The organism is Cellulophaga geojensis KL-A, assembly GCF_000568425.1.
Classification (GTDB): Bacteria; Bacteroidota; Bacteroidia; order Flavobacteriales; family Flavobacteriaceae; genus Cellulophaga; species Cellulophaga lytica.
Genome location: NZ_ARZX01000006.1, coordinates 134130 through 146780, shown reverse-complemented (window position 1 = coordinate 146780; position 12651 = coordinate 134130). Strand labels below are relative to the sequence as shown.

The window sequence follows — 12651 nt, the reverse complement described above, 5'->3', positions numbered from 1 at the left end:
GTATGAAAAGAGTTATATTAAAATTTGTAATATATAGTTTAGTGCTAGTTCTTGCTTTAGAATTGTTAGTTCGTGTTTTTCATTTACATAATGAAAGACCAGAACGATATTTAGATGAGTATGGCGTTGAAAAATGGGTGCCAAACCAGCAAGGATATTCTGTTACAGGAAATAGAAAACAAAATGTGGGAGCATACAGAATTAATGATTTTGGATTTAATTCTGTTTATGATGATTATACAGTATCTAAAGACAGTATAGAGGTCGCTATTGTTGGAGATTCGTTTATTGAAGGATTTCATCAAAATTATACAAACTCAATTAGTAGAAAGGTAGAAAAAAAGTTGCCCAATATAAAAGTATTAGAATTTGGATATGCAGGCTATAATTTATCTGAGGAGTTGAATTTAATAGCATCTTATAATCATCTGTTTAAAGATATAGATAGAGTAGTTATTTATATGAGGTATACAGACGATTTAATTACAGGGGAATATAAGGTATCTGGTAGATTATCTTTAGATACACCGGTAAATAGATTGCTTAAAAAAAGCAAGTTAATTGTCTATGCAAAAGATATAGGTGCTTTTGACCCTATTAAAGATAAAATTGCAGCGACAATTAACTTTGTAAAGGGTGTAAAAACACCTGAGGTGAAAGAAACTAATAAGGATGCTATATATCTTGCGAATTTTAAAAAACTAATAAAAACATATAATTACGACAAAGAAAAAAATGTTTTATTGTTAGATTATAGTCTTTGTTCTAGTGAATTTTTGAGTTATTTAAAACAAAACAACTTTAAAACAATTGATTTTAGTTCCGATTTTATAAAGAGTAAAGAACCTAAAACTTTAATCTATGATCAGCACTGGAATAATCTAGGAAGAGAAATTATAGCAGACGAAATTGTAAATTACATTAAAAATGAAAATATTGAGTCAGTGAAATAATAGTCATTACTATTTTATTTTTTGCTAACTTTTTGATATTCATTTTCACTTATAATTAGGTAATTGTTCTCTGCTATTAGATATATTTTTATAGTATCTACGTGTTTTGTAGTTGTATAAGCAAAGTCATACATATATTTTTTTAAAAAATTATAGTCCGTAGTATCAATTACAATTTCTTTTGAACTATTTAAATTAAATTGTTCTGTACCTTTGGTTTTTGTTATTGCAGAAACAGTAATGTTTTTATGCGTTTCTTTAAATTGTTTTCCTTTTAGAAATTTGTTTTTAAGTCTAGGGACTATTTCATTTATTTTTTTCGCCTTTAAACTTTCTTTAAGCTTTATTTTAAAGATCTCTGTTTTTCCTTTAACCTTAGACAGGAGACTAGCTTTAGAATAGGTTATATGGTGTTCAAAATTATAAATTGTATCGCTCCATCTTCTTTTGTAATCCATACCGCCAACTCCCATTTCATAAAGTACATAATTATTATTGCAGCACCATTCTACTTGCTTGTATATTTCAACATGGCCTAATCCAAATTTTGAATAGTTAATATCGTATGAAGAAATAGTACTAAATAACATTTTACCAAAATGATAGTTTAATGAAATTTCTATAGGTTTATCTTCATCATAAATAACAAAAAGAGAAGCTTGTTTATTTTTAATTTTCTCGTAAGTTTCATCTAATAAAATATCCCATTTATGCAGTTCTTTGTTTTCTTCATTTCGCTGCTTAAATCTATTTACGATCATTTCTTTTAATGAGTTAAAAATAAACTCGTAATTATCTTTAGAAATATCACCGTAATACAATTTATACTCTACAGAGAAACAGGTTTCTAATCTGTTTACATATCTACGAATTATACTTCTGTATTTAGATTTAAATTGACGTTGTAAATAAGTGTCAATTGTAGAATCTGAATTTAAATGTATAGCATAACCCCAATTGTTCTGGGCTATTATTTTATGCGCTATTGTTGCGTCTTTTATATGTAGTTTAATATAACTTGGGACCAAACTTAAAGATAAGTTCTTAGTGTTTATATCATTGTTAATAGTAGTGTTGTCTACCTGCTCGTTAAAATAGTTAAGAGAAGTAACTACAGAAGGGATAGAATTACCTTTGAATAAGTGTGTGTTAAATATTATTTTATTGGTTGAAGTCATTAGAAACTTATTCTAAATATTTATGATGATTTAATACTTATTTTTTGAGTGTTTTTTTCTCCCTTTATATAATAAATGCTCGCTAATTTAGTGTCTTTGTATACGCTAATGGCTGAGTTTTTTTCAAAATTTTTGTGTAAAAAATCATTTACATAAAACAAGAGATTGCTGTATTCTTTATCTAAATAATTAATCTTTACTATTTTTTTATCTTTTGGTATAACTACGCCATTACTTATGTTGTAGGTAGTATTGTCTTTCTCGTCTTTTTTATTAGATAATCTATATTTAAATTTAATATATTTTCCATAAGCTAAATGAAACTTCATTTTTTTTAAAATTGCGACCATTCTAAAGCGAAATTTGTAAAGTACGATTATTTTTTTTGCTTTTAGTTTAGCGGTAATAGATTTGGAATTATATATAATATGTTCTTGATATAGGTATGTTTTATTTACCCACTGGCGTTTATGAAAAAAATCTCCTCTTCCCATATCAAATAACTTAATATTATTATCAAAGCACCAGCGTATGTGTTTTATGGTGTTTAGATGTCCTAGGTTATACATGCTATAGTCTACATCAAAACAACTATTAAAATGAAGCATCGTTTGTCCGTCTATAAAATTTAGCGTAATATTTATGGGTTTATCTTTGTCATAAATTACATAGATGCTTGCTTTTTTTTCAAAAATCATTTTAAACATTATTTCTTCATAGTAGTTTAAATATGGTAATTCAAAATTATGCTCTTCTTTTTGGGTAAATCGTAAGGCCGTTATTCGTTTTAATTCTTTAAATAACCTTTTATATTCTATTTGTTCAATTGCTCCATAGTACATAGTATATGTTGGCGCAATAGATAAGTCTAGTCTGTTTTGGTGTCTTCTAAGTTTATTTGTTCTAGATTTACCTACTTGGTCATTTAAAAAAGCATCACAGGTACTGTGGTTACCAAAGTAAACAGCATAGCCGTTGTAAAGAGGAAAACTAATTTCTTTTAAGTTTGTCTCTTGTATTGTAGTTTTTATGTCTAAATAATTAGGAATATCATATACAATACACGTTTCTATATTAGATGTTTTATTTGGAGTGTCAGTAGTATTATAAACAACAGTTTTTAGGTAGTTATTTGTTATTTTATTGTAAAACCACGGAAAAGTCTTGTCTTTAAAAAAGAGATCAAGAAAAAAAGAAAATCTAGTGTGTGGCTCCAAATTGTTTAACATAAGTGTTTATTATAACGCGATCTATAATTGTAACGCTTTGTTTAAAATAAGTATTGTAATAGTAGTTGCGTAATAACTCTTTAATCTATAATATTTAAAGACCATTTATTATTTTTAGCTACTACATAAAAATTATTTTTATTATCTAAATTTTTATAAACTTTAATGTCTTTATAGTGTTCTTTAGACGTAAAGAGTAAATTAAAAATAGTTCTTTTTAAATAAGAATAAGCTTCATTCTTTTCAAAATCTAATTGAACGCTGTTCGCAGTTAGCTGGTTATCTTCTATTTTAGTGTGCGTTATTTTTTTTTCCGTGATAGCGTTATGTGTCTGTTTATATAATTTTTGCTTTACTCTTTTATAGTACGTAATAAAATTTATTTTTTTTAGAGTGTAGTACAGTAGATAAGTGCCTTTTGTTTTTGTTTTTTTAGCATAAGCATTAAAACTAGCTTGTATAGAGCTAGGATTGTAAATTATGCAGTTGTAAAAATCAAAAGTAGTGGTTTTCCAATCTTTTTTGTAATAATCATAACCTTTTAGAAGATCATAAGTTGCAATGTTGTTTTCTATACACCATTCTATATTTTTAAGCATGTCTAAGGAACCTAAATGAAATTTAGAGTAATCTATATCATAGCAGCTCATTATGTAGTAGCCAAGTGTTTTCTTAAACATATTAATACGTATACTAATAGGTTTTTGGTCATTATAAATAACAAAAATGCTAGCCTCTTTCTTTAAAATTAAATTGTAGATGGTATCCTGGTATTCATCAAAATGACGCAACTCATAGTTGTTTTCTTTTTTTTCTTCAAACCGTCTAATTAATAAAGCTTTAAGAGCTATAAATAAGCTGTTATATTTTTCTTTTGTAATATCTCCATAATAACAAGTGTAAGTAATGTTAAAACACTTTTCTAGCCTATTTTTATAGCGTCTTAAATTAGACCTACTTTTAGTTCCAAAATTAGCAGTAAGATATTCTTCTACAGTTGTATATTTTTCTGTTTCAACTAAATACCCTTTTAGTGTTTTTAATTGTGTTTTTTTTAATTTTCTAGCCTCGTTAGTTATGTATGTATCTAAGTAACCTGGTACATCAACCACCTCATAAAAAGTGTTTTTGGTGTTTTTTATATTAGTGCTTTTTATAGTGTATAAAGTTTTTGTTTGGTATGTTATTTTTTCAAAAAAGGGTATGGTATTATCATTAAAAAATAAGCCTTTTAAAAATACAGTTTTATTATGTTTAGCCATAGTTAAAATACTTTAGCAACTGTTATTTTATAGCTTTTTTTTATTCCTTTTAAAATGAAAATTTCTTCATTTTCTTTATAAATAGTAATAGAAGTAATGGGTTCTTGCAAAGTATATAGAATATCATAAGCAGGCTTTCTTAAAAAATCATATTCTTCTCTAAATAAGTCAATAACTATATCTAATTTAGAAATATCGTCATCAATATTTAGCGGTATAGTTTTATATTTATAATTGATATTTGTTTGTTTTAATGCCTCTTCTTTTTCTTTATTTTTTTTTGTGATATAGTAGTGATATAGTGTATCTACGTTAAGTTTTTTTAATAACCTTACCATTGTGTAAAAGCTTTTTATTTTCAATGCTTTTGTTAAGGCAATAGAAGTAGATGCTATTGATTTTTTATCATATGCAATATGGCTTTGAAAATAGTAGGTGTTAGTAGTAAATTTAGCTTTGTATGAAAAAAAACCTTTAACTAAATCAAAAACTTTTATATTGTTGTTAAAGCACCATTCTAGTTGATAAATTAAGTCTATAAAACCAATATAAAATTTAGAGTAATCAACATCAAAACCTCTAACAAAGCCATAAAGAATATTACCCATAACTGGGTTTAAAGAGATACTAATTGGCTTGTCATTATCATAAATAACAAATAAACACGCTCTTTTTTGGTTTATTAAATCATAACCGTTTTGCTCATATCTATCCCAGACAGTTAAATCGTAATGGTCTTTACCTAGCAAATCAAAGCGCTTTTTGATCATTTCTGGAAAAAAAACAAATAAACGGTCGTATTCTACTTTATCTATACTTCCAAAATATACCTTGTATGTTATGTTAAAACACTTTTCTAATCTTTTTTTATATGTGTTAAATTTAGATCTTCTGTCAGAGCTAAAATTTGCTTTTAAATACTGATCAACACTTTCATAGTCACTTAAATTAATCATAGAACCTTTGTAGGTATTTAGTTTAATAAGTTTTATGTTGTTATTGGAGCCGATAGACGGTATTATATAATCTGGAACATCATTAAAAAAGTATGTTTTTTTATTAAAATCTAAGACATTAGATTTTTTATTTATATAAATGGTGCTTTTAGTAAGCTTATTTTTAAGCTCAGCGTAAAACAAAGCTAAAGCTTTTGGCTTTAAAAGGATGCGATCTAAAAAGTCTATGTTTATTAACATCTTATTAATTTGCTATAGCGTAAGCTTAGTTATTTAATTTGTATAATAGTCTATCTAGAGAAAAGTACTTTCCTAAAATTTGTTTATCTCTTAAATATTGTAATAATTTAAATTTTAGACTGGTTTTTTTTACCCAAATTATATCTAATACAGCATTTTTATTGTAATAAAGTCTATTGTAAAAGTTATAATGGTGATTACTCCATTTTACTTTGTAATACGTCTCTCCCATAGATAGGTCAAAAATACTAACATTATTATGTATACACCATGTAATATGGTTTACCATACATATGTCTCCTATATTATAAATGGCATAGTCTACATCAAAGGCTTGTATGTGGCTAAAAACAATATCATTAATGTGAAAATTTAATGTAATTCCAATAGGCTTTTCATTGTCGTATAAAACAAATAGTGAGGCTTCTTTTTTTAAAATTTTGTTATAAAAATTGGACTGTAAGTTATCCCAATCTGCAAGGTATCTGTTATGTATTTTTTTTTGATCAAACCTGTTTTTTAATAAACTATAAAATGTTTTAAAAATTAGTACGTAATTTTCTTTTTCAATATTACCAAAAAACACATTGTGTGTAATTTTATAGTTGTTTTCTAGTTTTTTCTGTTTAGAACGTAAATTTTTCTGATTTCTTTTACTTAGTTGTTCTTGTAAAAAATTAGCAGTACTAACCTGGTTTTTTAGGTTAACTAAAAAGCCTTTGTATTGCGGTACATCTATAAATTTTAATTTTTCAATATTTTCTTTATTCTCTGTTATGTGTATGTAGTTAGGTATATTTATAATAAGGTGTCTACTAGATTTATCAAGAATTAAATTTTTGGTAGATGTAATAGGTGTGTTTGTAATCGAATTATATATTATTTCATCAAAAAATGAAGGCTTCCTTCTCTCTATAAATAGACAGAAAACAAAGTTTGTTATTTTTTTTGAGAAATATTTTTCAAGCATACAGTAACTTATTCTTTTAAATTATAAGCCGTAAAAGTATCAGCGTTTTGTAAACCTTTAATATAATAACAATTCTGATGGTTTGTTATTTTATATAGCGTTACGTGATTTAGTTTTTCTGATTTCCTATATAAAAAATCATATACATATTTTAATAGGCTTGTGTTTTTTATGTCAAAAACAGATATTTCTTTTAAGTTTTCTTTTTTAGGAGCTTTAAAGTTTTTTAAGGGAACTTTTTTCTCTATTTTTTTTGTACTGTTTTTCTTAAGCGCAAATGTAAATTGATGAAATTTTTTATGAATGTTCTTATTTCTTAAATAGTTTTTAAAATTGAAAAAAGCCAATGTTATATACATTATAGTTTTAGAAGCGTACGACTTAGAGTTGTAAATAATATGATATTCAAAATTATATTTTGTTGTAGCCCAACGTTCTTTGTACTCATAATAACCTTTAGAAAAATCTAAAAACTTAATACCATTGGTAATGCACCAATCTAATTGTTTAATAATACTAATAGTGCCAAGTCTAAAGGGTGCGTAATCAATATCAAATACTCTAATGGTATCAAAAGCAATAGTATCAGAAAAATACAATAAGGTAATTGCAATTGGTGTTTTCTTGTTATAGGTAACAAACAATGCAGCTTTTTTTTCTAACAGCATAGGGTAAGTTACATCAAAATAAAAGTCCCATTCTTTTGGATTTAAATTATTATTAGTCTCTTGTTTGTCATTAAAACGTTTTATAAGTAATTTTTTAAAAGCATAAAAAAGAAAATTATATTTTTCTTTAGTAATGGCTCCATAATACATTTTATAATTAATTTCAAAAGAGTGCTCTAGCTTTCTTTTGTATAAATTAAATTTGTAATTACTGCTTTTACTAAGCCTTTTTTTCATATACTCATTAACACTTAAAAAATTTTCTAATTCACACAAATATCCAGGATATTGTATTGTTTTTCTAATTTTATATTTATTATCATCCTTTATAGATATTGTGTTAAAATAGGTATGTATATCGTAAATTAGAAATGTTTTGGAATTCTTTTTTTTCTCTTGTTTATTGTTAATAGTATACGTTAGTCCTTTGGTATTTGTTTTAGCAATATTGGTATATAATAAAGGAATAAATGTCTTTATAAAAGTAAAATCAGGTAGTAGGGATGTTGAGTATTCTTTTTTCTTAGAAGAAAAATGAATCATCCACTTTTTTAAGAAGTTAAAACAAAGAAAAGGATTGTTCTGTATCATTTTAAAATTTAAAAAAAATAGCTTAGTTAATATTTAAGTAAGCTTTTATGTCATTACTTAAAATATTTGAAAAGTCTTTTGCACTTTTAGAAAACAAATGAGATCCATCATATGTTTTTAAATTAGCATTGTTTGCTGAATAGTTAAAATAAGGGATATTATTTGCTTTAGCAATACTATCAAATTCAAAATCAAAATCTTTCCAATTGTTATTTTCTAATCTTAAGACTTCTTTATCTATTGGCATTCTAACTAAAAAAACTTTTCCTTTTCCTTTTAAATATGCAATCGTTTTAATTAAATAATTAAACCTAGTTTTATTAAAAGATTTAGTATTTGCTAATTCAGAATATTTTTTTAATGTTTCATTCTTCCATTGTGCAACCTCAGTAGAGCTTATGGTATACTCTTTAGTTTGTTGTTTAATCTCTTTCCAACCGTTGCTGTGAGCAATTAGGTTACTAAATTTATTGTCGTTTAAAAAACAGTTGTATAGTGAGTTAGAATAGCAATTAATTATATAATTGTAATTAGGATTGTCATTAAATCTAGATATTTTTCCTAGAATAAGGTTTTCATCCATTTGTAATATCGTATCATTTTCCATATTTTTTTGAACAGAAAAACTTCCAGGATTTACAGATAAAATAAAAATTCCGTTAGTACTATTATCTTTAAGTTTTTTTTTGATGGCATTTAAATAAACTTTACCATAGAATGATTGGTAACCATCAAAAGCAAAATTTACTATAGAGTAGCTACTATTCTCACCTTTTAATGTGTGTGTTAATATTTCTGGACTAATACCTTGGTTTGCGCGTGATAACCCCATAACTAAACCTTCTGCTTTATAAGTGAATTTGGCATAATTTTCATCTACAAAATTCTTAGATAATTTATCTATAAAGAAAAAATAAGTGCCTATAAACACGGTACAAAATAGAATTATTTTTAATAAGAAATGTTTCATAAGACTAAAATTGAAAGTAGATAAAAGAGTTTTGTCTGTTAATACCAAACAATACAATAACTAAAATATATACAAAACTAATAAGCCATTTTAAATAATTTGGTTTGTTTAAAACTAGCTCGTAAACTTTATTATTTCCTTTGTAATAATGAATTATTTGTACAATGATTACAAAAAGTGCGCACAAAAATAACTCTAGGTAATTGTTAAGCAGATTAATATGTAAACTTCTTAAATTAAACATACTTTTTATATAAAGTATGGCACTAGATATAGATGAAGATCTAAAAAATACTAGAGATATTAAAAAGTAACCAAAACCAAAAAACCAATGAATTTTATTTAAGAAAAATTCTAGAAAGTTAAATTTTGTAATTAGTGCTTTTTTAGATGGTTTAATAATAAGTACTTCTAGTATAATTAACAAGGCATTTAGCATACTCCAAACAACAAAAGTCCAGTTGGCTCCGTGCCATAAACCAACAGTAAAAAATACAATTAATGTAGCTGTTAATTTGTTAAGTTTTACCTTATTTATTAGAGGCAAGTATATATAATCTTTAAGCCATAACATTAGAGATATATGCCATCGTTGCCAAAAATCAGAACTGTTTTTAGCATAAATTGGTCTATCAAAATTCTGCATTAAATCTACGCCTAATATTTTAGCAGTACCTATGGCAATAGTTGTATAAGCAGAAAAATCATAATAGATTTGAAACATAAAAAAAAGAGCACCTAAGGTTAAAGCAAAACCGTGTGGACTTTCTGGCGTAGCATAAGCTTCATCTACATATATACCTAACCTATCTGCAACTACAATTTTTAAAAAAAATCCCCAGGCCACCATAATTAGACCTTGTTCTATATTTTTAATGTTAATATTTATTTTCTTTTTTAATTGCGGTAATAATGTAGATGCACGTTCTATAGGGCCAGCAACTAATTGAGGAAAATAACCAACATATAGCGCAAAAATACCCAAATGTTTCTCAGGTTTTATACTTCCTCTATACACATCAATAGTATAACTCATTGTCTGGAAAGTATAAAAGGAAATACCTACTGGTAATAAAATTTGACTAATATGGTAACTTTGCTCAGCTTCATCAATTGGGATTGATATTCCAAAAAATTCTAGTAAGCTAGCCAATGATGATGAAAAAAAGAATAAATACTTAAAGGCTATTAATATACCTACATTTATACAAATACTAGTTGCAGCATATATTTTTTTGATTTTTTGACTTTTGGCAGCATAAATTCGTAGAGCGCAAAAATAATCTACAAGGGTAGAGGTAATTAGTAGTAAAACTAGACTAGGCTCAGACTTCATGTAAAAATAGTAGCTAGCTAATAACAGCCATATCCATCTAAATTTATGGGGTAAAACATAAAAACCCACAACTATGAGCGGTAAAAAATATAAGAACTCAAAAGAATTAAATAACATGTGGTTGTATTACTTATTTAAGGTGTTGGTATAGTGTACTAAATTAGCTATTTAGCAATAAGATTACCTTTAAAAATGATTAAATGTAAAAATATAAGATAAGTTACATGTGCTTTGCTGTGTAACCTATTTAGTTCAGTTTTACTTTTTGTGTTTTTTTAGATCCCACTATTAAATATTCTTTGGAATATTCTATTTCATATACTCTAATACAATCTAAATGTATAGAGTTTAAAAAAAGATAATCATATAATGGTTTTGCTATTAAATTAAAGTTCCTGTCACCAAAATGTACTTCACTTAAATTAGCAGTTATAGGGTTTAAAACATCTATTGTTTTGTAATTAATAGAATGGTTTAATGAGCTCTTATTTTTTCTAAAAAGTGTTTTAAATTTAGCGACCTTTTTAGCTATGGGGTATTTTTTTAACGTATTTTTTATTTTAATTTTTGATGCTTCAATACTTGCTATAGCATTAGTAATATGTGTTTTTTTGTAAACAATATGGTTTTCATACTCATACATATAATTACTCCAAAATCTTTTGTATTCTAGGTCTCCATATCCCATATCTAATAAATTATAATTATTGCTAAGGGCCCATTCTATAGTTTTGTATATTGAAATATTTCCCAATGAAAATTTAGAAAAATTATGATTAAATGAAGAGATTGAAATAAATAGAATATTTTTGAAATGATAATTTATAGAAATGTTTATAGGCTCGTCATTACTATAAATAACAAGTATTGAAGCCTTATTAGTGTTTACTAAATTAAAAACTAAATTGTAGTAATAATCCCAGTTATCAAGTACATCGTTAGGTTCATTTCTTTGGTTAAAACGATACACTAGCATTTTGTGTAATGCACCCATTAAAAATTTATATTGCTTTGCAGTAATGCTTTCAGTTATCATTTTATAGCTGTAATTAAAACAAAGCTCAAACCTATTTACAGATCTATTAATACTAGTTCTAAATTTTTTAGAATATTCATTTCTTAAAAATAATGCTATAGTTACTTTTTCTTTAATCAGTATAGCACAACCATTTACATCCTTTTGGAATATCTTTTTTACCCCTATGTTAGTGTCTGTATAAAAATAGGGGGTTAAATACTTAGGAAATAGCTTAATAGATATACATTTAAGATTATAAATGGTGGAGGTATCCCTTTTTGCACTATAAAATATTTTTTTATTGTAGTTGCTCTCTAATTTAGTGTAGTAGGGGAGTATATGTCTATTTTCGGTAAACTCTGTATAAAAATCTTTAGTAGTAAGTAACATAACTTTTATAATAAAATAGAGAATAGGAGAATTATTTTTTTAAGCAGTAAGGTGTCTTTATTTAGAGCAACAGTAACAATTATTTGTTTTGTAATACCCTCTTCTATGTAAAAAATTAAGGGTTCTCATTTTTAATATTTCTAATTTTGTATAACCAAAGTTGCTAATACTAATAGAGCTATCCAAAGCCTGTACATAATGCCACCATTTTTTTGGTAAAAATAAAACATCTCCTGGTTGTAGCACTACTTTGTAAAAGGGTATACTTTTAAAGTTTGTGTATTTTGTAGCATTAAAGTTAGTAATATTTACCTTACTAGCTATAGCACCATTAATATACTTGGTACTGGGATACATTTGTGCAGAATATTTAGGAGGTACAATTATAAATAATTTTTCTCCCTTTACTTGTGCATACATATTATCTCCAGAATCGTTATGAAACCCCGTTATTGTACCTTTGGGGCCAATCCAAGCTGCAACATCATTAACGGCAGTATGTTGTTCAAAAATTGAAAAATCTGTGTCTCCGTTTAAATTTGGTAAGTATTTAAAAATATCTAATGTGGTTAAGTAGTCTGTAAAATTAGAGTTAGTGTTTATATTTTTTAATTTTTGTAAATATTCTTTTAATGTAGATTTTTGATATTTACTATCTCCTTGAATATAATTTCCAGAGAGTAGACTTACTTCTTCATTTGTAGCTAAATGTATTAAATATTCTAAATCCCATTTTTTAGTAGCACCCCAGTCTTTTGCGTATCCTTTTATAACTACAGGCTTTTTTTTGTTAAAAAGAATGTTTTTAAATGAGTTAGCGTCAACCGTAGCTAGTTCTTCTACAGGCTTACTTAACTCCAAAATTTCATCTAAAATATCCATAAGAGTCC

The 12651-nt window shown here is 26.0% G+C and carries 11 protein-coding genes; 1 reads left to right on the top strand and 10 read right to left on the bottom strand.

Annotation, left to right across the window (positions count from 1 at the left end):
• Window positions 1-2: 2 nt before the first annotated feature.
• Entirely contained in the window at window positions 3-953 is a 951-nt protein-coding gene (locus KLA_RS06950; protein ID WP_034644685.1) for a hypothetical protein, read from the top strand.
• A 14-nt stretch (window positions 954-967) separates the two neighbouring features.
• Here the strand turns inward: KLA_RS06950 and KLA_RS06945 are convergent, their stop codons facing one another.
• The 10 genes from KLA_RS06945 to KLA_RS17530 all read right to left on the bottom strand — a co-directional run bounded on the left by KLA_RS06945 (window position 968) and on the right by KLA_RS17530 (window position 12643).
• Window positions 968-2131, bottom strand: coding sequence for a GNAT family N-acetyltransferase (locus KLA_RS06945; RefSeq protein ID WP_034644683.1), 1164 nt, complete (start codon window positions 2129-2131; stop codon window positions 968-970).
• A gap of 20 nt (window positions 2132-2151) precedes the next feature.
• Window positions 2152-3360, bottom strand: a complete 1209-nt coding sequence (locus KLA_RS06940; protein WP_034644681.1) for a GNAT family N-acetyltransferase — start codon at window positions 3358-3360, stop codon at window positions 2152-2154.
• Between the two features lie 80 nt (window positions 3361-3440).
• Window positions 3441-4622, bottom strand: coding sequence for a GNAT family N-acetyltransferase (locus tag KLA_RS06935; protein WP_034644680.1), 1182 nt, complete (start codon window positions 4620-4622; stop codon window positions 3441-3443).
• Between the two features lie 2 nt (window positions 4623-4624).
• Entirely contained in the window at window positions 4625-5818 is a 1194-nt protein-coding gene (locus tag KLA_RS06930; RefSeq protein WP_034644679.1) for a GNAT family N-acetyltransferase, read from the bottom strand.
• Window positions 5819-5843: 25 nt separating this feature from the next.
• The gene (locus KLA_RS06925; RefSeq protein ID WP_034644678.1) at window positions 5844-6788 is read right to left on the bottom strand and encodes a GNAT family N-acetyltransferase; all 945 of its coding nucleotides are present in this window, start codon (window positions 6786-6788) and stop codon (window positions 5844-5846) included.
• Between the two features lie 8 nt (window positions 6789-6796).
• Entirely contained in the window at window positions 6797-8047 is a 1251-nt protein-coding gene (locus tag KLA_RS06920) for a GNAT family N-acetyltransferase (RefSeq protein WP_083653575.1), read from the bottom strand.
• 22 nt (window positions 8048-8069) lie between these two features.
• A complete protein-coding gene (locus KLA_RS06915) occupies window positions 8070-9017 on the bottom strand; it encodes a hypothetical protein (protein WP_144710606.1) in 948 nt (315 codons plus the stop codon).
• Between the two features lie 4 nt (window positions 9018-9021).
• Window positions 9022-10353, bottom strand: a complete 1332-nt coding sequence (locus tag KLA_RS06910) for an MBOAT family O-acyltransferase (protein ID WP_232228757.1) — start codon at window positions 10351-10353, stop codon at window positions 9022-9024.
• A gap of 247 nt (window positions 10354-10600) precedes the next feature.
• Complete coding sequence (locus KLA_RS06905; protein ID WP_034644674.1) at window positions 10601-11761, bottom strand: GNAT family N-acetyltransferase; 1161 nt, start codon at window positions 11759-11761, stop codon at window positions 10601-10603.
• 57 nt (window positions 11762-11818) lie between these two features.
• Complete coding sequence (locus KLA_RS17530) at window positions 11819-12643, bottom strand: cupin-like domain-containing protein (RefSeq protein WP_051456056.1); 825 nt, start codon at window positions 12641-12643, stop codon at window positions 11819-11821.
• Window positions 12644-12651: the final 8 nt, after the last annotated feature.